A 21,050-nucleotide genomic window follows, 5' to 3' on the forward strand; every position below is an offset into this window, starting at 1 on the left:
AAGGGAGAAAATAAGATGAAAATAGGCGCACAACTTTATACAATACGTGATTATATTCAAACAGTCGATGATGTAAGTAAATCGTTCAAAAAAATTGCAGATATTGGATATCAAGCGGTTCAAGTTTCTGGAATTGGACCAATTAAGCCAGAAGAACTGCGAGATATTGCAAAGGAAAACGGATTAGAGATTGTAATTACACATATTAACCCTGAACGTGTTTTAAACGAAACTGAGCAAGTAATCGTAGAACATAAAATCTTTGGTTGCAATCGAATTGGTATTGGCTCTTTACCAGATCGATATAAAACGGATTTAAACGGATACCGTCAGTTTGTAAAAGACTTTAGTGTTGCTGCAAAGAAGATGGCAGAACATGGAATGAAATTTTATTATCATAACCATGAGTTTGAGTTTTTGCATTTCGAAGGTACGACACCATATGATATGATGATTCAAGAAACAAATCCAGACGAATGGGCTTTTTTACCGGATACTTATTGGATTCAATATGCTGGAAGATGCCCAGCAAAACAAATTGAACAATTAAAAGGTAGAACAGAAGTAATTCATATTAAAGATATGGCAATCAGAGATCGTAAGCAAGTTATGGCACCTATCTTTGAAGGCAATTTATGTTTTGATGAAATTTTTGAAGCTTGTGAAAAAGCAGGCGTAGTATATGCAATGGTAGAACAAGATGATTGCTATGGTAAAGATCCATTTGATGAATTGAAAATTAGTTTTGATAACTTAAAGAAGGCAGGATATTAATTATGGCTGATTTTCTATTATCTGCGTTTGCAGATGAAGCAGCAGAGAGATTAGAGAGACAAATTGAGGCGCTCAAAAGAAACAATATTAAAAGAATAGAAATTCGAAATGTAAACGGAAAATGTATTATTGATTGTTCAAAAGTTGAACTTGTAGCTATAAAAAAACAGCTTGATGAAAATGGAATTATGGTATCTTCCATAGGTTCGCCGATTGGAAAATATAATATTGAAGAGCCTTTTGATATTCATTTAGAACGCTTTCAACGAGCAATAGAAACGGCTAAAATTTTGAAGACAAAACGCATTCGTATGTTTAGCTTTTTCATTCCAAAAGGAGCAGAAGCCGAACAATATCGTGAAGAAGTTTTGAGCCGACTTGAAGTGTTCACAACGCTAGCAAAACAAAATGGCGTGGTTTGTTGCCATGAAAACGAAAAAGAAATCTATGGCGATGTAAAAAAACGTGTGTTAGAATTACATGAAAACAACTCTGACTTAAAGGGGATTTTTGATCCAGCAAACTATATTCAATGTAAAGAAGATCCGAAATCCATTTTTGCAGATTTAAAACCTTATATTGACTATATTCATATTAAAGATGCAATCATGGAAGATGGAATTGTAGTGCCTGCAGGCAAAGGCGATGGTGCAATAGCAACAATATTAGATAGCTTTTATGAGCAAGGAAAAGAAAAGCTATTAACCGTTGAACCACATCTTACCGTATTTAGTGGACTTAGTAATTTACAAGATGAAGAGTTAAAACATAAATATACATATCAATCCCAAGGGGAAGCATTTGATGTGGCTGTAACTGCATTAAAAGACATCTTAGATAAGAGAGGATATTGTTATGAATAATCAAGTGAAAATTGGAATTATCGGAATTGGTAACATGGGTAGTGTTCATGCAAAAAACATCTATAACAATGAAGTTGAAAATATGCAACTAGGAGCAGTTTGTGATATCGAACCAACCAAACAAGCTTGGGTAGATGAAAACGTAAAAGGCATACCTTTTTATCAAGATTACAAAGAGATGATTGAAAATGAAAACTTAGATGCGATTTTGATTGCAGTACCACATTACTTCCATCCTGAAATGGCAATCTACGGTTTCTCAAAAGGTCTACATGTAATATCAGAAAAACCTGCTGGTGTATATACAAAGCAAGTAGAAGCTATGAACGAAGCTGCGAAAAAATCAGGCAAAGTGTTCGGAATTATGTACAACCAACGTACAAACCCAATGTACCAAAAAGCAAGAGAGCTTGTAAAAAGCGGTGCTTTAGGCGAATTGAAACGTTGTATTTGGATTATTACGGATTGGTATCGTACGCAATCTTATTATGATTCTGGTACATGGAGAGCAACATGGGCTGGTGAAGGCGGCGGTGTGTTAATTAACCAATGCCCTCATAACTTAGATTTATGGCAATGGATTTTCGGTATGCCAACAAGAATCAGAGCAACTTGCCAAATGGGTAAATGGCATGATATTGAAGTAGAAGATGAAGTTACTGCATACGCAGAATATGCAAATGGTTCAATAGCTACTTTTATTACTACAACTGGAGAAACTCCAGGCACCAACCGTCTTGAAATTACTGGCGATAAAGGCAAACTTGTGATTGAAGATGGTAAAATGCATCTTTGGCAATTAAAAGTACCAGAACGTGAATGGTGTGTCACTTGTGAAGAAGGCTTTAAAACACCTGAAAAAGTATATACAGAAATCAAACCAGAAGGTGTAGAAACAGGACACAATGGTATTCTAAGAAACTTTGTAAAAGCAATCTTACAAGGCGAGAAATTATTAGCTCCTGGATACGAAGGAATTAATGGACTAACAATCTCCAATGCAATCCATTTATCAAGCTTTACAAATGATTGGGTTGAACTACCAATCGATAAAGAGTTATATTTAGAAAAACTAAATGAGTTAATTAAAACTTCTAAAACAAAAGATAATGTTGTAGCAAGATTACAAAATTTAGAGGGAACATATTAAGCAATAAAGGATGGTCGTAAAATGAAAATCAATAAAATTATTCATGCAAATGTAGTGACTCCATATCGTGTGATTGAAGATGCAGAGGTTTGCATAGAGAACGGAATAATCACCTATGTAGGAAAAATGCGTGAGGATGATAGTGAAAGAGAAGGTGTGCTAGATGCGAAACATCAATATCTATCTTCTGGTTTTATTGATCTTCATACCCACGGAGCAGGTGGACACGATTTCATGGATGGCACAGAAGAAGCTTTTTTAGAAGCAGCAATTGTCCATGCAAAACACGGAACAACGTTGTTGCTTCCAACTACCCTTGCTTGTAGCAACGAAGAATTAGAAAACGTCGTAAAAGTATTTCATCAAGCCAAAGGGAAGAGTAAAGGTGCAATTTTATATGGATTACATCTAGAAGGCCCATATTTTTCACAAAATCAGAGAGGTGCACAAGACGAGAAATATATTAAAGCACCGGACCCTGTAGAATATGAAGCACTTTTAAATAGCACAACCGATATTGTACGTTGGACAGCAGCTCCTGAACTAGAGCGAATTAGTGAGTTCGCTTGTGCGTTACGCAAACATGGTATATTAGCTTCCATCGGACATAGTGATGCAGTATTAGAAGATGTGCAGCAAGCTTTTGAAAATGGATTTACTCATATTACGCATTTATATAGCGGAATGTCTGCTATGGTGCGGAAAAATTCATTTCGCTATCCAGGTGTAACGGAAAGTGCTTATATGATTGATGAAATGACCGTAGAAATTATTGCAGATGGAAAGCATTTACCTGCTAGTATTTTAAAATATGTTTATCAAACAAAAGGTGCAGACAAAATTTGTTTGGTAACCGATTCAATGCGTGGAGCAGGAATGCCTGACGGAAAAAGTATTCTCGGTAGCTTAAAAGCAGGTCAAGAAGTGGTTATTGAAGATGGCGTTGCAAAACTGTTCGATCGTTCTGCATTTGCGGGAAGCGTTGCAACAGCGGATAGAGTTGTTCGCAATATGATTCAGCTAGCTGATGTTCCACTATGCGATGCAGTTCGTATGATGACTGCAACACCTGCAAGAATTGCAAAGATTAAAAATAAAGGTATTGTAGCACTCGGATATGATGCTGACTTTACATTGTATGATTCAGAGATTAACATAAAAGCAACTGTTGTAAATGGTGAACTAATATATAGAAAGCAATACGAATTCGTATAAGAATGGTGGAATAGAATGAAGACATTTGAGGTTGACAAACTGAAAGTGAATCAATATAATACACGGGAAGAAATGGGACAATCAGCGGCAAAGGATGTGGCAACAAAAATAAAAGAATTATTAAAAACCAAAGCAGAGATTGCAATGATTTTTGCAGCAGCTCCTTCCCAAAATGAGTTTTTGAGTAGCTTGCTCCAAGATAAAGAGATTGATTTTTATAGAATCAACGCATTCCATATGGATGAATATATTGGATTAGAAAAAGAAGCTCCACAAGGGTTTGGAAACTTTTTAAAAGATCGGTTATTTAATCAAGCAAACTTTAAAACAGTAAGCTATATTGATGGACAAAATAGTAATCCTCAAGAAGAATGTAATCGTTATGCAAAGTTGTTGAACAAACAGAAAATTGACATTGTATGTATGGGAATTGGAGAAAATGCACATATCGCTTTCAATGATCCACATATTGCTTTCTTTGATGATAAAGAAGCAGTTAAAATTGTAGAGCTTGATTTGACTTGTAGGCAACAACAAGTGAATGATGGGTGCTTTTCTTCTATAGATAAAGTTCCAATGCATGCAATTACTCTGACAATTCCAACTTTAGTTTCCGCAGATTATATTTATTGTATGGTACCTGCAAAAACAAAAGCAGAAGCTGTAAAAAATGTTGTAACAAAAGAAATTTCAGAAAAATATCCAGCATCTATTTTAAGAAGATGTGAAAATGCAACAATGTATATTGATGCCGATAGTGGTAGTTTAATATAGTTGTAGGCGCAAAAGATGTTCGCTTACCATGTGAAAGAGATAGCAAAAGGGGAGATAATATGTTTCAAACAGCAGTCATTACTGATGAAGTATCACAAGATTTTCAAGTAGCAGTTGATTTTGCATTACGTCATAAACTAGATGCCGTTGAGATTCGTTCGGTAGACGAGAAAAACCCATTTGAAATGAATCAAGTGGATATTGATAAAATGAAAGCCATCTTAAAAGGAACAGGATTAAAGGTTTGTTGTATTAGTGCTCCTTTTTTTAAATGCGATATTGATAATAAACAAGAAATTGAAGAGCATATAGAAGGCTTAAAACGTTGTATTCATATCGCAAAAGAGCTAGGATGTAGTCTTATTCGTGGATTCACTTTTTGGAATAAAGGAGACTTTGAACAAAGCATTTCCGATATAGTCAAGAAGTTTCAAGAACCGATTGTGCTTTTAAAACAAGCAAATATGCTGCTGGCATTGGAATTTGATCCAACCGTATATACAACCAATGCAAAAAGAGCGGTTATGGTGTTAAAAGAACTAAACTCTCCTTATGTAAAAGCTTTATGGGACCCTGGGAATGACATCTATGATGAAGAGGAAGAATGTCCTTATCCAGATGGATATGAAATGATCAAGCCTTACTTAGTTCATATGCATTTGAAAGACGCGAAGCGAGTAAATGGAAAACCGGAAGCGATGATAATTGGAAAAGGCGATTTTGATTTTGTTGGACAATTCAAAGCGTTATTAAATGATGGCTATCAAGGTTATGTATCCTTAGAAACTCATTATCGTCCAGCACATGAGTTGTCCGAAGAGATATTAAAACAACCAAAGGGCTCTACATTTTCTTATTTAGGATTAGAAGCCAGCGAAGAATGTATGAAAAATTGGAAAGATATTATGAAGAAATGTAATGTATAATACCAACAAAAAAAGAGGAGGCATTTATTATGAAAAAACTAAGATTAGCAATTTTAGGTCAAGGTAGAAGTGGTAGAAATATTCATGGAGCATATTTAAAAACAAATCTTGAGCAGTTTGAAGTTGCATATGTGGTAGATCCAATTGCACTTCGCCGTGAAAGAGCAAAAGAAGAATATGGTTGTGTGGTATTAGAAACCTACCAAGAACTATTCGATAAAACAGATATCGACTTTGTTGTAAACGCAACACCAAGTTATCTTCACCCAAGTATTTCAATTGATTTATTAAATCATGGCTTTAACGTATTAAGTGAAAAACCATTTGCTCGTACAGTACAAGAAGTAGACGACATTATCGCTGCTGCCCAAAATAATAACTGCATGATTGCTGTTTTCCAACAATCTCGCTTTGCACCATATTATAACCAAGTGAAAAGTGTTATCGATTTTGGTGTATTAGGAAGATTAGTACAAGTGAGCATCGAATTTAATGGATATGCTCGTCGTTGGGATTGGCAATGTTGTCAAGATTTTTATGGTGGAAGCCTATTAAACACAGGTCCACATCCAGTTGACCAAGCATTAGATATTCTAAACTTCCGTGAAGGTATGCCAAATGTAATGTGTAAGATGGATCGTGTAAACACATTTGGCGATGCAGAAGACTATGTAAAATTGATTCTAACAGCACCAGATCGCCCACTTATTGATGTTGAAATTTGTTCTTGTGATGCATATCCTTCTTTTACATATAACATCATGGGTACAACAGGCGGATTAAAAGGCGGAATGAACGAAATGAAATGGAGATATTTCAAACCGGAAGAATCACCAGAACAACATATTATTCGCACACCAATATGCGATGAAGAGGGTTTCCCTAAATATTGTTCTGAACAATTAAAATGGTATGAAGAAGAATGGAAAACTGAAAATACAGGAACATTTACAGATGCAGTAGATAGCTTATATCAAACAGTGTATAACCACTTAGTAAATAATGTACCATTGGTGGTAACCCCTCAACAAGTGAGACAACAAATTGCAGTGATTGAAGAATGTCATAAACAAAATCCACTTTCTAAGAAGTTTTAATTGGAGGATATTATGTATAGAATCGGTATTATCGGAACAGAAAACACGCATGCTTTAACGTTTGCAAAACTGATTAACCTACCGAATGAAAAAACAGGAAAGCTTTTATATCCTGATGCAAAAGTAGTTGGCGTATACGGTCCTGATCTTGAATCCGCAACAAGAATTGTTGAAGAAGCGAATGCAGAGTTTATTGCAGCGTCTGCAGATAATTTTTTTGGCAAAGTTGATGCAATGATTATTACTTGCAGAAAAGGCTCTCTTCACGCACAATATGCAATGCCATTCATTCAAAAAGGAATTCCTTGCTTTATTGATAAGCCGTTCACTGTAGATAGAGAAGAAGCAGTTAAACTCATTGAAGAGGCAAAAAAGCGCAATGTTCCACTATCAGGTGGATCCGGATGTAAATTAGCATATGATGTTACTTTGTTACAAAATGAAGTAGAGCAAATGGTAAAAGCTAATACGATGATAACGGGAAGCGTTAGCTTCCCAGCAGATCCAGACAGCGAATATGACGGTTTTTATTTCTATTCTCCACACTTAGTAGAAATGGCACTCACTATTTTTGGATTTGATGTGGAAAGTGTTGTTGCTTTTGAAAAGAATAAGAGCAGAATTTGCTTATTCCGTTATAAAAACTATGATATAACACTAAACTTTACAAAGGATGCAAAACAATACACAGGTATTATATATGGACAAGAGAAAAACGTTGTTCGTAATATTGATATTTCCTTTATCTTTAAGCAAGAAGTAGAGCATTATATTCACATGCTTCGCACAGGCGAAATGCCACAATCGTATGAAGAACTTGTAAAACCAGTTTCAGTGATTAACGCAATTGAACAAGCTATTCAAACAGGGAAAGAAACAAAAGTACAGTAAGAATAATCTTAAATGTGATTTGAATTAACAAACTTTATCGTAAAGTTAGATATAATTTTGAATGTTATGATTCAATGTTGTTACATAAAATTTAAGGTATTAATGAAAAATGGAGACTCCCGAAAATTTTGTGTAAAAGTGAATAAGGTACTTCCAATCAGACAAGAATTAAGATAATAAATTCAAGTATGAAAGGAAGTATTTTTTTATGGAAAAGCAACCGAAAGAGTTATTAAAAGAGTATGTGAACAGCCAAAACTTCACAAGCACAACAGAGGTTATGCAGGCAATGAAAGAGATGTTCAAAGATGTTCTTCAGCAAGTTATGGATAGTGAATTAGACGAAGAATTGGGTTACCAAAAAAGTCAAAGAATAGCGAACGATGACGGAAAAAGCATGTCGAAAAATTATCGAAATGGATATTCAAAGAAAACAGTTAAAACACAACTTGGCGAAGTGGATATTAATGTTCCTCGTGATAGAAACGGTGAATTTGAACCACAAATTATTGGTAAATATAATCGTAATGCTGACGGGATGGAAGAAAAAATTATTGCACTTTACTCTTGTGGCATGTCTCAACGAGATATTGCTGAACAAGTAAAAAATCTTTATGATGTAGAAATTTCAGATGGACTAGTAAGCAAGATAACAGAAAAAATAATGCCGGAAGTAACAGCATGGCAAAACCGTCCACTAGATAGTGTATACCCATTTGTGTTCATGGATGCAATACACTACAAAGTAAAAGAAAACAATCAGTTTGTAACGAAAGCAGCATATGTGGTTTTAGGAATTACACTTGAAGGAAATAAAGATATATTGGGCATTTGGATTGGAGAAAACGAGAGCTCAAAATTCTGGTTGAGCGTTATGAATGACTTGAAATCAAGGGGTTTGCAAGATGTATACCTATTTTGTGTTGACGGTTTAAAAGGTTTTAAAGAAGCAATCAATGCAGCATATCCCAAAGCGCACATTCAACGTTGTATTATACATCAAATTCGATATTCAACACGATATGTAGGATACAAAGATATCAAGAAGTTAATGGCAGATCTAAAACTAGTATATCAAGCTGTTACAGAGGAAGAAGCATTGAATAATCTAATATCATTCAAAGAAAAATGGGGTAAAAGTTATCCTTCTTGCATAAAGAGTTGGGAGGATAACTGGGATATACTATCAACCTTTTTTGCATATCCAACTGATGTAAGGAAAATAATATACACAACTAATATTATTGAGGGATTAAACAGGCAGTTCAGACAAATAACCAAGAATAAACCATCATTTCAAAATGATGATAGTTTAAAAAGGATACTGTATTTAGCTTCAAAAAAAATTGTCGAACGATGGACACAACGTTGTCGAAATTGGGACGTTGTTTTAAACCAATTAAACATCATGTTTTCGGACAGAATCGCTGGATGATTCTATGTTCATCCGCCAAAATTTAATGACAAAAGGGGCATGCCCCTTTTGTCATTAAATAAACTTGTTTCAACTAACCTATACACTATGTCAATTACTATTTTGTTCCTATTTCTTGTTCTGATTGTTTTTCTATTTACACAAAATTCTTGGTATACCCGAAAAATGTCACCCGCCTTGTTACCCAAAATATTTTGGGTAACAAAACGGGTGACAAAATATTTTATCACAGTATTTTTTACAAAATACTAAATAATAATGATGCTAACGAACGCTATAATGATACTATTTGCTAGCTTGTTCAACAGCAACAGCACAAGCAACAGTAGCACCAACCATTGGGTTATTACCCATACCGATTAGTCCCATCATTTCAACGTGAGCAGGAACGGAAGAAGAACCAGCAAATTGAGCGTCACCATGCATACGTCCCATAGAGTCAGTTAGACCATAAGAAGCAGGACCTGCAGCAACGTTATCTGGGTGAAGTGTACGTCCTGTTCCGCCGCCAGAAGCAACAGAGAAGTATTTTACACCATGTTCCATAGCCCATTTTTTGTATGTGCCAGCAACAAGATGTTGGAAACGAGTTGGGTTAGTTGAGTTACCAGTAATAGAAACGTCAACTTTTTCCATTTTCATTACAGCAACGCCTTCTAGAACGTCGTTACAACCAAATACTCTAACAGCAGCTTTTTCGCCTTTAGAGAAAGCAACTTCTCTAACAACTTTTAGATCGCCAGTAGCAAAATCATAATCAGTTTCAACGTAAGTAAATCCGTTGATTCTTGAAATGATATAAGCAGCATCTTTACCAAGACCATTTAGAATAACTCTTAATGGAGATTTTCTTGCTTTGTTAGCAGTTCTTGCAATACCGATTGCACCTTCAGCAGCAGCAAAAGATTCGTGACCAGCTAGGAAGCAGAAACAATCAGTTTCTTCTTTTAAAAGCATTGCACCTAGGTTACCATGGCCGATACCAACATCACGTTGTTCAGCAACAGAACCAGGAATACAGAAAGCTTGTAGACCAAGGCCGATAGCTTCAGCAGCGTCAGCAGCTTTTGTAATACCTTTTTTAAGTGCGATAGCAGTACCTAGAGTGTAAGCCCAAACAGCATTTTCAAATGCGATTGGTTGCACACCTCTGATAATATCTTCAACATTAATGCCTTTTTCTAAACAAAAATCTCTAGCAGCGTCAATTGTAGCAAAACCATACTCTGCAAGACATTTTTCGATTTTAGGCATTCTTCTTTCTTGTCCTTCAAATTTAGCCATTATAGTTACCTCCTTCTTCTTATCTAATTATTCTTCACGAGGATCAATGTGTTTAGCAGCTTCTGCAAAACGTCCATATGTTCCAATGTTGTTGTTGTAAGCAGTTGTTGGATCAACGCCATGACGAATGTCTTCAAGCATTTTACCTAATTTAACGAATTGATAACCGATAGCTTCGCCGTTTTCATCAATACCAACTTTTAGGATGTAACCCTCAGCCATTTCCATGTAACGAACGCCTTTAGCGTTTGTTGCAAAGATTGTACCGATTTGGGAACGTAAACCTTTACCTAAGTCTTCAAGACCAGCACCGATTGGTAAGCCGTCTTCAGAAAACGCAGTTTGAGTTCTACCATAAACTAATTGTAAAAAGATTTCTCTCATTGCAACGTTAATAGCATCACAAACAAGGTCAGTGTTTAATGCTTCAAGAATTGTTTTACCAGTTAGAATTTCACCAGCCATAGCAGCAGAGTGAGTCATACCGGAACAACCAAGAGTTTCAACTAAAGCCTCTTCGATAATACCATTTTTAACGTTAAGTGTAAGTTTACATGTACCTTGTTGAGGTGCACACCAACCTATACCGTGAGATAGACCTGAAATATCAGTAATTTCGTAAGCTTTAACCCAACGACCTTCTTCTGGAATAGGTGCTGGACCATGTTTAGGGCCTTTTGTGAGAGTACACATTCTCTCGACTTCATGAGAATAGTTCATATTTCTACTCCTTTCGGTTTAACCATTTATGGTTAGTCCATTTAATTTTTCCGTGTAGCACATAATTTGTATTTATGTTGAAACACACAATAAGACTAGCTTATCCAAAAAAACAAGCTAGAAACATTATTAACGCATTTTACGTCTTTTATATTATAATAAATAAAATCCATTAAATCAATAGTATTACTGTTATAAATTTAACGAATTTCCTTTCATAATATTGTGCTTAATTATTATTAACAAAAAAGTCTTGAAAGAAACATTGAAACAATATATAATAGGAAATGTTTAGTGAAAAAGAGTGAAACTAGAAACGATTATTATATATGAGGTGAAGGCATGTCATTATTAGAAAAAATATTTGGTTCTTATAGCAAAAAAGAATTGAAAAAGATAGAGCCAATTCAACAACGTGTTCTTGATTTAGAAAAAAAATATCAAGCAATGAGTAGCCAAGAACTGCAAGAACAAACAAATATATTAAAGCAAAGATTAGAAGATGGGGAAACATTAGATCAAATTTTACCGGACGCTTTTGCTGTTTGTAGAGAAGCTTCATGGAGAGTTATTGGTATTAAACATTTCCCAGTTCAAATAATTGGTGGTATTATTCTTCATCAAGGAAGAATTGCCGAGATGAAAACAGGTGAAGGTAAAACTTTCGTTGCAATGTTACCGGCATATTTAAATGCATTAAACGGAAAAGGTGTACATGTTGTAACGGTCAATGAATATCTAGCGAAATATCAATCTGAATGGGTTGGTAAGGTATATAAGTATTTAGGCCTTTCTGTAGGTTTGATTCTACATGATATGTCAAACGATGAAAAAAGAGCTGCATACAATAGCGATATTACTTATGCAACAAATAACGAGCTTGGCTTCGATTACTTGCGTGATAATATGGTTATATACAAAAAAGATAAAGTACAAAGAGATTTTGTATTCGCAATTGTGGATGAGGTTGACTCTATCTTAATTGATGAAGCTCGTACTCCACTTATCATTTCCGGACCTGGCGAGAAATCAACTGAATTGTATTCAATTGCTGATAAATTCGCAAGCAGATTAAAGATGCATAAGGTAGTTGAGCAAGATACAAAACAACATGACGATGATGTTGATGCAGACTATATTGTTGATGAGAAAGCGAAAACTGCAACCTTAACTCCAAGCGGTGTTAAAAAAGCAGAAAGTTTCTTTAATATTGAAAACTTAATGGATGCGGAAAACTTGACAATTCAACATCATATTAACCAAGCTATAAAAGCGCATGGTATCATGAAGCTTGACGTAGAGTATGTTGTAAAAGATGGCGAAGTTTTAATTGTTGATGAATTCACAGGTCGTATTATGGTTGGTCGTCGATTTAGTGAGGGCTTGCATCAAGCAATTGAAGCAAAAGAAGGCGTACAAGTTGCAAGAGAATCCAAAACACTTGCTACGATTACATTCCAAAATTTCTTCCGTCTCTATGAAAAACTATCCGGTATGACCGGTACAGCTTTAACAGAGGAAGCTGAATTTAACGAAATTTATAAACTTGACATTGTTGAGGTACCTACTAATAAGCCTTGTATCCGTACCGATTATGATGATGCAATATACAAAACAGAACTAGCAAAATATAATGCTGTTATTGACCAAATCGTAGAGTGCCATAAAATAGGACAACCTGTTCTTGTTGGTACGGTTTCAATTGATAAATCCGAGTTATTAAGCTCTATGTTAAAACGTAGAGGAATCAAGCATGAAGTATTAAATGCAAAACAACATGATAAGGAAGCAGAAATTGTAGCTCAAGCTGGTAAAAAGGGTGCTGTTACCATTGCTACTAACATGGCTGGTCGTGGTACCGATATTATGCTTGGCGGTAACGCAGATTATCTTGCAGTTGCCCAATTAAAGAAAAAAGGATACACTGATGAACAAATTGCGTTAGCAACCAGTTATAGCGAAACAGACGACGCAGAGATTATTGCTTTAAGAGCTGAGTATGCTGAATTAAATAAAAAGTTTAAGGAACAAATTAAGCCTGAGGCTGAAGCAGTTTGTGAAGCAGGCGGTCTATTTATCATTGGTACAGAGCGTCATGAATCACGTCGTATTGATAATCAGTTACGTGGTCGTGCCGGTCGTCAAGGTGACCCGGGCTGTAGCCGTTTTTATATTTCACTAGAAGACGATTTGATGCGTTTATTTGGTGGAGAGAGAATTCAAGGCATGATGACTCGCTTAAATGTGGATGAATCTCAATCTATAGAGAATAAATTATTGACCAATACAATTGAATCAGCTCAACGCAAAGTTGAGGGTAGAAACTTTAGTATTCGTAAGAATGTCTTAAAATTTGATGATGTTATGAATACACAACGTACGATCATTTACGGACAACGTGCGAAAGTATTAAATGATGATAATCTATCCGAAGTAATTCAAACAATGATAAAAGAAAGCATTACTCAAGATGTTTGTATGTATCTTGCTGATAATGAAATTCATGATGATTGGAATATGGAAGGCCTTCGTGATCATTATTTAGGCGTTTTAACAAATAAAGATGATTTGAAATATACTGTGAATGAATTGGCTGATCTTTCAAGAGATGATATCATCAATCAATTACTTGAAAAAGCAAAAGAAGTTTATGCTGCTCGTGAAAAAGAGATTGGCGAAGAAACAATGCGTGAATTGGAACGTGTAATTCTTTTGAAAAACGTTGACTCAAAATGGGTAGATCATATTGACGCAATGGATGAGCTGAAAAAAGGTATTCACTTAAGAGCTTACGGTCAACATGATCCGGTTATTGAATACAGAACAGAAGGATTTGACATGTTTGATGAAATGATTGCTTCTATCAGACATGATACAGTTCGTATGCTGCTTACAGTTAAATTGCAAAATGATGTAAAACGTGAACAAGTTGCAAAACCTACTACCGCAATTCATGGCGAATCAGATAATACCGTCAAAAGACAACCAATTCGCAAAGAAAAAATCGGAAGTAACGATCCTTGCCCATGTGGTAGTGGCAAGAAATATAAAAAATGTTGTGGAATAAATCAACAATAATTTGATATGATAAAACTGTTGTCAATGTAATTTACTTGACAGCAGTTTTTTTATATGTTATATTAAATCGTCCTCTTAAACAATAAGATAAACTTATTATGAATTTACAAGAGGTAGCAGGCAAAGCCTGTAGTCAGTCGCAAGCTCCTGACTCAAAATAAAACTACGGAGGAATTTAATAATGAGTCGTACTAGAAAAGTCGTACAATCTGCATTAATAGCAGCATTATACGCAGCACTTACTTTAGCAATACCCGTTTTGTCATTTAACATTTTACAGTTTCGAATAGGGGAATCACTTACCATTTTACCTGTTTATACTGGAACTGCTATTCCGGGATTGACGCTAGGCTGTATTCTTTCAAATCTAATTGGTTTTTTTACACAGGCAAATCCAATTGGATGGTTAGATGCTATTGTTGGTTCATTTGCAACCTTAATTGCATCCATTTTAACTTACTACATAGGAAAGTCAAAAAAGCAATGGATTCGATATGGATTATCACCATTGCCACCGGTGTTAATAAATGCGGTGATTATCGGACTAGAATTAACATTTGTATTTAGCGATATTTCGAATATTCCTGTGTTACTAACAAATGTTGGATCTGTTTTGATTGGTCAAGCTGTAATATGTTACGGTTTAGGCTTACCATTAATGCTGTTTATAGATAAGAACAAAGCAGTAAAAAATATGCTTGCTTCTAAATAAATCATTCGTACAACTTGCATTTTTATGTGTAATTTGATATGATAGATTTATAATGAATGAAGAGGTGTTTTTATGAAATGTTTGATGAAGATAATTTGTTTTATAGGTGGTATATTGGTATTAGCAAAGCTTGCACAAATAGTAGTTGACGTTTTATATAATCACTATGGTAAGAAGTATATTATTGCTGAAGAAATTGAATAAAGAAAACTGCCGTTGCAATTCTGCAACGGCTTCTTTTATTTCTTAATAAACTATTTATTTTTCTTGTTTAAATTAAGTTATTATGGTAAAATGAATAAGTAAAATTCATAAATTTACTGGGAGGTTTGAAATAAAATGCGAGATACGTATGAAAGTCCATTTAGCACACGCTATGCAAGTGATGAAATGCAATATGTGTTTTCTTCCGACAAAAAATTCAAAACTTGGAGAAGATTATGGGTTGCATTAGCACGAGCAGAAATGAAATTGGGTTTACCAATTACCAATGAGCAAGTAGAAGAACTAGAAAGCAACATTGATAATATCAATTATGAAGTTGCAGAAGCAAGAGAAAAGCTTGTTCGTCATGATGTTATGTCACATGTTTATGCTTATGGCGAAGAGTGTCCGAATGCAAAGGGTATTATTCATTTAGGTGCAACATCTTGTTATGTTGGCGATAATACGGATATTATCATTATGAGGGAAGCTCTTGAAATAGTGCGAAGAAAATTGGTCAATATTATTGACTTGTTATCTAAATTTGCTGAAGAATATAAAGCCTTGCCTGCACTAGCGTATACTCATTTACAACCGGCACAGTTAACTACTGTTGGTAAACGTGCAACTTTGTGGATAAACGAATTGCTCATGGATTTTGAAGAAGTCAATTATCGTATTGAGAATATGCAGCTTTTAGGTTCCAAAGGTACTACCGGTACTCAAGCGAGCTTTGTTGAACTTTTTGAAGGCGATAACAAGAAAATTAACAAGTTAGAAGAATATATTGCAAAAGAGATGGGATTTAAAAGCGTCGTCCCTGTATCTGGACAAACCTATTCTAGAAAGATTGATTCTCAAATTCTCGCAACATTAAGTGGAATTGCACAAACAACAAGTAAATTTTCTAATGACTTAAGAATTCTGCAAAACTTTAAAGAAATGGAGGAGCCATTTGAAAAAAATCAAATTGGTTCTTCAGCGATGCCATATAAACGTAATCCAATGCGTAGTGAGCGTATTACTTCTCTGTCTCGTTACGTTATGATTGATAGCCTAAATCCGGCGTTTACAGCAGGTACACAATGGTTCGAGAGAACATTGGATGATAGTGCAAACAAACGTATTGCAGTAGCAGAGGCATTTTTGGCTATTGATTCTATTTTGAATATTATGCTAAATGTATGTAACGGGCTAGTCGTTTATCCTAAAGTAATTGAGCAACGTGTTTTGAAAGAGCTTCCATTCATGGCAACTGAAAATATAATGATGGCAGCCGTTAAAAAAGGTGGAGATAGACAAGAGCTTCATGAAAAGCTGCGTCTACATTCTATAGAAGCTGCAAAAATGGTGAAAGAGTTTGGGATGGATAATGACTTAATTGAAAGAATATGCAATGACAGTTCTTTTAATTTATCAAAGGAAGAGATTGGTTCCATTTTAGTACCGAAAAACTTTGTTGGTAGAAGTATTGAGCAAGTAGATGAATTTATTGAAGATTATATTCAACCTATTAGAAGAAAATATAAAAATGATTTAGGTGAAAATGCAGAGCTTACTGTATAATTTGATACAGCTTTTTGTTGACTTTTACGAAAAACTATCTTATAATTATCGATATGGGTGCTGATTTTTTATATTTTGGTAAATAAAATGGCACATATTTCAAAAAAGGAGCAGAGTAAATGAAAAGAGTAGGAAAACCAATATTTTTTATTGTTGCTATAATCATTATCGCATTCACTACATTGTCTTTTACAGGCATTAGCACAAAATATGGCGACAAAGAAACCATTTACGTTAAAGGCGCCAGTAACATACGTTGGGGTATCGATATTCGTGGTGGCGTTGACGTAACATTCACACCCCCAAAAGACAAAAACATTAACCCAACTGAAGCGCAAATGAATGCAGCAGCAGAAGTTATGAGACAAAGACTTGTTTCTTTGAACATTACTGACTATGTTGTTTATGTTGACGCTAAAAAAGACAGAATCGTTGTTCAATTCCCATGGAAAGAGGGAGAATCTGCATTTGACCCAGAAGCTGCAATTAAAGAACTTGGTGACACTGCATTGCTAACTTTCAGAGAAGGCTATGAGATTGATAAAGAAGGCGCAATGATTGGTGCTACAAAAGATAATATTATCTTAGAAGGTAAAGATGTTCTTGAAGCTAAGGCTTTATATGGTCCAACAAAAGAAGGCGGATCTAATGAACATTACGTATCTTTGAAACTTGATTCAAACGGAACTAAGAAATTTGCGGATGCAACTGCTAAATTAGCTAACAAAGGATCAATTTCTATTTGGATGGATGATAAAATGATCTCTAATCCTAGCGTAAATTCAGCTATTCCAAATGGACAAGCTATTATTTCCGGTAGTTTTGATGAAGAAAGTGCAAAAGCATTAGCAAACAAAATTAATGCCGGTGCATTACCATTTAAACTACAAACTGAAACTTACAGCACCATTACTCCAACATTAGGTACAGGTGCTAGAGATGTAATGTTATTATCAGGTTTAATTTCATTTATCTTAGTTTGCTTATTTATGATTATTACATATAAACTACCTGGTGTCGTTGCTTCTATTGCACTACTTGGACAAGTAGGCGGTATGGTGGCTGCATCAACCGGTTTCTTTGATGGTATTAACAGCTTTACGATGACGATTCCTGGTATCGCTGGTATTATTCTTTCAATTGGTATGGGCGTTGATGCTAATATCATTACATCAGAAAGAATTAAAGAAGAAATTCGTGCTGGTAAATCAATTGATGGTGCTATTTCTTTAGGTTACGAAAGAGGTTTCTCAGCTATTTTTGATGGTAATATTACGGTAATTATTATTGCAATTATCTTAATGGGTGCATTCGGAGCTCCATCAAACTTCTTAGCAAAAGCTTTCAATTCTATTTTCTTCTTCTTTGGACCTGCAACTCAAGGTGCAGTATACTCATTCGGTTTCACATTATTAGTAGGTGTTGTTCTAAACTTCGTATGTGGTGTAACAGCTTCAAGACTGATGTTAAAATCAATTTCCAAGTTTAAGTGTTTCCGAAATCCTAAGTTATATGGAGGTCTAAAAAATGACTAAGTTTAATTTTGATTTCTATGGTAAACGAAAAATTTTCTTTGGTATTTCAGGATTGCTTTTTCTTGTGATTTTGATTGTATCTTTAACTGCTGGTGTTTTAATGGATATCTCATTTAAAGGTGGATCCATTATTACATATAATTGCAATGAAACAATTGATACAAAAGAACTTCAAAAAGTAGTAGAAGATACGATTAACAAACAAGTAAGAATTGATGAAAAACAAGGCTTGAATGGTAAAGACAGTGTTGATATTGTTGTTGCCGATAACAATGGTATTAGTGCTGACAAGCAAAGTGAACTTTCTCAGAAAATCGAAGCTACATTTGGAAATAAACTTGAATTATTAACGAATTCAAGCGTTGACCCTACAATTGGTAAAGAGTTCTTTGCAAAAGGTTTAGTTGCAGTTTGTTTTGCAGCTGTACTTATCATCATTTACATTGCATTCCGTTTTAAAAAGATTAGCGGTTTATCTGCCGGTGTGACAGGTGTTTTAGCATTAGTCCATGACCTTATTATGGTTTTCGGTACATTTGTTATTTTCAGAATCCCATTAGATGATAACTTTATTGCAGTAGCTTTAACTATTTTAGGTTATTCTATCAATGATACTATTGTTATTTATGACCGTGTTCGTGAAAACAAAAAGCTTTATGGTAAAAAATTACCTGTTGAGCAATTAGTAAATAACAGTATTAATGAGACACTTTCTCGTACATTAAATACATCAATAGCTACAGTTTCAACTATGATTGTTGTATGTATTATCGCAACACTTTCAGGTGTAAGCTCAATCGTTTCTTTTGCTCTTCCTATGATAATCGGTATGATTTCTGGTGTATATTCAACTGTATTTATTGCCGGTCCTCTATGGGTAATGTGGCAAAAGCATAAAGAAAAAAGAGCAACTGTAAGTCACAAATAATCAGTATAAAAAAGGTGCGAATGAGCACCTTTTTTTTATGCCCTCATATGATGTATTGTATTTAAAATATGAAAGATTATGATAGGAGGGTACTTCGTGGAACAATTTGTGAGTATATTATATAATCGAGAAAAAGCAGTTAACTATGCTAATACTTGGGCATACTTAAGAAATCCAAACTATTATGACTTTTCAAAAATAGGCGGAGACTGTACAAATTATGCATCTCAATGTGTTTTTGCAGGTTGTGATGTTATGAATTATAAAGCAATCTATGGTTGGTATTATATGAATTCAAATAATCGTGCACCTGCATGGACTTCAGTGAAGTTTTTTTATCGTTTTATGACGACTAATAAAGCGGAAGGTCCTTATGGGTATGAGTGTGATATATCTGAAGTTGTGCCTGGAGACTTAGTTCAAATACGTTTTCAAGGCAGCTACGAGTTTGACCATACTCCTATCATTACAGACATAAAAGGAAATCGTAATATTGATAACATTTATGTAGCTGCACATTCAATTGATTGTAATAATCGTACGTTGTCTAGCTATGAAAATGTGGGCGAATTTCGATATATTCATATTGAAGGAGCAAGAAATTCAAAATATAAATAATTTTATACAAGTTAGAGGTTTTAATTAACAATATTTGCTAGAATATTAAGCTGTCCATTTGTCAATACTCATTATTAAGTTAAGTTGTAAAAATATATTTAACTTTACTTAATTTGAGTAGCGGGGTAGTTTGAATGGCTTATTGTAAAGTTGAAATTTGTGGAGTGAATACATCAAAGCTAAAGACATTAAAAGAAAAAGAAAAAATGGAGTTACTAGAAAAAATCAAACAAGGAGATAAGTCAGCAAGGGACAAACTTGTAAACGGAAATTTGCGTTTGGTTTTAAGCGTCATCCAACGATTTGTAAATCGCGGTGAGAATTTAGATGATTTATTTCAAATTGGTTGTATTGGTTTAATTAAAGCAATCGATAATTTTGATGTAACACAAGCTGTTCGGTTTTCAACATATGCAGTTCCTATGATACAGGGCGAAATCCGAAGATATCTTCGTGATTTTAACTCAGTAAGAGTAAGTCGTTCCATGAAGGATATTGCATATCGTGCTATGCAAATAAAAGAACAGTTGACGAATAAAAACAATAAGGAACCAAGTATAGAAGAGATTGCAAAAGAAATGGACATGCCAAAGCATAAAGTAGTACTTGCATTAGAAGCTATTGTTGAGCCTGTATCATTATATGAACCGGTATATTCAGATGGTGGCGATACGATTTATGTTATGGATCAAATAGGCGATAAAAGCACTGATGAGAGTTGGCTTGGTGAAATCGTACTAAAAGAAGCAATAAAAAACTTAAATCCCCGAGAAAAATCTATTTTGGATTTGCGATTTTTTCAGGGAAAAACTCAAGTTGAAGTAGCTGATGAAATTGGAATTTCTCAAGCACAAGTATCACGCTTAGAAAAAGGCGCATTAAATAAGATTAAAGATCAAATTTAATAAAACGAAGCTCCTTAGCAATTTAGCTAAGGAGCTTCGTTTTATTCTAGATTAAATTCTTTAATAATTGTTTCTTTTGGTCTAACACCAACCAACTGATTCTCAGCTTTTCCGTTTTTAAAAAGAATTAAAGTTGGTATGCTCATAACTCCGTATTCGGAAGCAACATCCGTTACTTCGTCAATGTTCAGCTTTACAACTTTTACCGTTGAGGCATATTCTTTTGCTATTTCGTCCATAATAGGTGCCAGCATTTTGCAAGGTCCACACCAGTCTGCATAAAAATCAACTAAAACTGGTATCTCAGACTCTAAAACCTCATCAGTAAACGTATCATTTGTTAGTTTTAATAAGCTCATTTGTATTCCTCCATTT

General features: G+C 34.6%; 20 protein-coding genes. 17 read left to right on the forward strand and 3 right to left on the reverse strand.

Annotation, left to right across the window (positions count from 1 at the left end; genetic code table 11):
- Positions 1-15 precede the first annotated feature (15 nt).
- The 9 genes from RBG61_RS00970 (at position 16) to RBG61_RS01010 (ending at position 9,125) form a co-directional block, all read left to right on the forward strand.
- Positions 16-774, forward strand: coding sequence for a sugar phosphate isomerase/epimerase family protein (locus RBG61_RS00970; RefSeq protein WP_307944760.1), 759 nt, complete (start codon positions 16-18; stop codon positions 772-774).
- A 2-nt stretch (positions 775-776) separates the two neighbouring features.
- A complete protein-coding gene (locus RBG61_RS00975) occupies positions 777-1,637 on the forward strand; it encodes a sugar phosphate isomerase/epimerase family protein (protein WP_307944762.1) in 861 nt (286 codons plus the stop codon).
- Positions 1,630-2,787, forward strand: coding sequence for a Gfo/Idh/MocA family protein (locus RBG61_RS00980; RefSeq protein WP_307944765.1), 1,158 nt, complete (start codon positions 1,630-1,632; stop codon positions 2,785-2,787). Before RBG61_RS00975 ends, RBG61_RS00980 begins: the two co-directional genes overlap by 8 nt.
- A 21-nt stretch (positions 2,788-2,808) precedes the next feature.
- Positions 2,809-4,002, forward strand: coding sequence for an N-acetylglucosamine-6-phosphate deacetylase (gene nagA, locus RBG61_RS00985; RefSeq protein WP_307944767.1), 1,194 nt, complete (start codon positions 2,809-2,811; stop codon positions 4,000-4,002).
- 15 nt (positions 4,003-4,017) lie between these two features.
- Positions 4,018-4,776 (forward strand): glucosamine-6-phosphate deaminase, encoded by a 759-nt coding sequence (locus tag RBG61_RS00990; protein WP_307944769.1) that lies wholly within the window; start codon positions 4,018-4,020, stop codon positions 4,774-4,776.
- A 59-nt stretch (positions 4,777-4,835) separates the two neighbouring features.
- Positions 4,836-5,702, forward strand: a complete 867-nt coding sequence (locus RBG61_RS00995) for a sugar phosphate isomerase/epimerase family protein (protein ID WP_307944772.1) — start codon at positions 4,836-4,838, stop codon at positions 5,700-5,702.
- Between the two features lie 29 nt (positions 5,703-5,731).
- Positions 5,732-6,799, forward strand: coding sequence for a Gfo/Idh/MocA family protein (locus RBG61_RS01000; RefSeq protein ID WP_307944773.1), 1,068 nt, complete (start codon positions 5,732-5,734; stop codon positions 6,797-6,799).
- Between the two features lie 12 nt (positions 6,800-6,811).
- Positions 6,812-7,690, forward strand: a complete 879-nt coding sequence (locus RBG61_RS01005) for a Gfo/Idh/MocA family protein (RefSeq protein ID WP_307944775.1) — start codon at positions 6,812-6,814, stop codon at positions 7,688-7,690.
- Positions 7,691-7,898: 208 nt separating this feature from the next.
- Positions 7,899-9,125, forward strand: a complete 1,227-nt coding sequence (locus tag RBG61_RS01010; RefSeq protein WP_307942478.1) for an IS256 family transposase — start codon at positions 7,899-7,901, stop codon at positions 9,123-9,125.
- A 285-nt stretch (positions 9,126-9,410) separates the two neighbouring features.
- Here the strand turns inward: RBG61_RS01010 and RBG61_RS01015 are convergent, their stop codons facing one another.
- Both RBG61_RS01015 and RBG61_RS01020 read right to left on the reverse strand, forming a co-directional pair.
- Positions 9,411-10,409 (reverse strand): GGGtGRT protein, encoded by a 999-nt coding sequence (locus RBG61_RS01015; protein WP_307944777.1) that lies wholly within the window; start codon positions 10,407-10,409, stop codon positions 9,411-9,413.
- Between the two features lie 27 nt (positions 10,410-10,436).
- The gene (locus RBG61_RS01020; RefSeq protein WP_307944779.1) at positions 10,437-11,129 is read right to left on the reverse strand and encodes an iron-sulfur cluster assembly scaffold protein; all 693 of its coding nucleotides are present in this window, start codon (positions 11,127-11,129) and stop codon (positions 10,437-10,439) included.
- A gap of 342 nt (positions 11,130-11,471) precedes the next feature.
- On the opposite strand from RBG61_RS01020, the gene secA reads away from it, so the two are divergent.
- The 8 genes from secA to sigG all read left to right on the forward strand — a co-directional run bounded on the left by secA (position 11,472) and on the right by sigG (position 20,675).
- A complete protein-coding gene (gene secA, locus RBG61_RS01025) occupies positions 11,472-14,207 on the forward strand; it encodes a preprotein translocase subunit SecA (protein ID WP_307944783.1) in 2,736 nt (911 codons plus the stop codon).
- 181 nt (positions 14,208-14,388) lie between these two features.
- Complete coding sequence (locus tag RBG61_RS01030) at positions 14,389-14,919, forward strand: QueT transporter family protein (protein WP_307944785.1); 531 nt, start codon at positions 14,389-14,391, stop codon at positions 14,917-14,919.
- A 72-nt stretch (positions 14,920-14,991) separates the two neighbouring features.
- On the forward strand, positions 14,992-15,123 hold the full coding sequence (locus RBG61_RS01035) for a hypothetical protein (protein WP_307944788.1): 132 nt from the start codon (positions 14,992-14,994) through the stop codon (positions 15,121-15,123).
- Positions 15,124-15,258: 135 nt separating this feature from the next.
- Positions 15,259-16,689, forward strand: a complete 1,431-nt coding sequence (purB, locus tag RBG61_RS01040) for an adenylosuccinate lyase (RefSeq protein WP_307944789.1) — start codon at positions 15,259-15,261, stop codon at positions 16,687-16,689.
- A 119-nt stretch (positions 16,690-16,808) separates the two neighbouring features.
- Complete coding sequence (locus RBG61_RS01045; protein WP_307944791.1) at positions 16,809-18,224, forward strand: preprotein translocase subunit SecD; 1,416 nt, start codon at positions 16,809-16,811, stop codon at positions 18,222-18,224.
- On the forward strand, positions 18,217-19,152 hold the full coding sequence (secF, locus tag RBG61_RS01050; protein ID WP_307944794.1) for a protein translocase subunit SecF: 936 nt from the start codon (positions 18,217-18,219) through the stop codon (positions 19,150-19,152). Before RBG61_RS01045 ends, secF begins: the two co-directional genes overlap by 8 nt.
- 96 nt (positions 19,153-19,248) lie before the next feature.
- A complete protein-coding gene (locus tag RBG61_RS01055) occupies positions 19,249-19,770 on the forward strand; it encodes an amidase domain-containing protein (RefSeq protein WP_307944797.1) in 522 nt (173 codons plus the stop codon).
- Positions 19,771-19,904: 134 nt separating this feature from the next.
- Positions 19,905-20,675, forward strand: a complete 771-nt coding sequence (gene sigG, locus RBG61_RS01060) for an RNA polymerase sporulation sigma factor SigG (protein WP_307944799.1) — start codon at positions 19,905-19,907, stop codon at positions 20,673-20,675.
- A 41-nt stretch (positions 20,676-20,716) separates the two neighbouring features.
- Here sigG and trxA read toward each other — a convergent pair whose 3' ends face one another.
- Positions 20,717-21,034 (reverse strand): thioredoxin, encoded by a 318-nt coding sequence (gene trxA / locus RBG61_RS01065; protein ID WP_307944801.1) that lies wholly within the window; start codon positions 21,032-21,034, stop codon positions 20,717-20,719.
- Positions 21,035-21,050 lie beyond the last annotated feature (16 nt).

Source organism: Paludicola sp. MB14-C6, from assembly GCF_030908625.1.
GTDB lineage: Bacteria > Bacillota > Clostridia > Oscillospirales > Ruminococcaceae > Paludihabitans.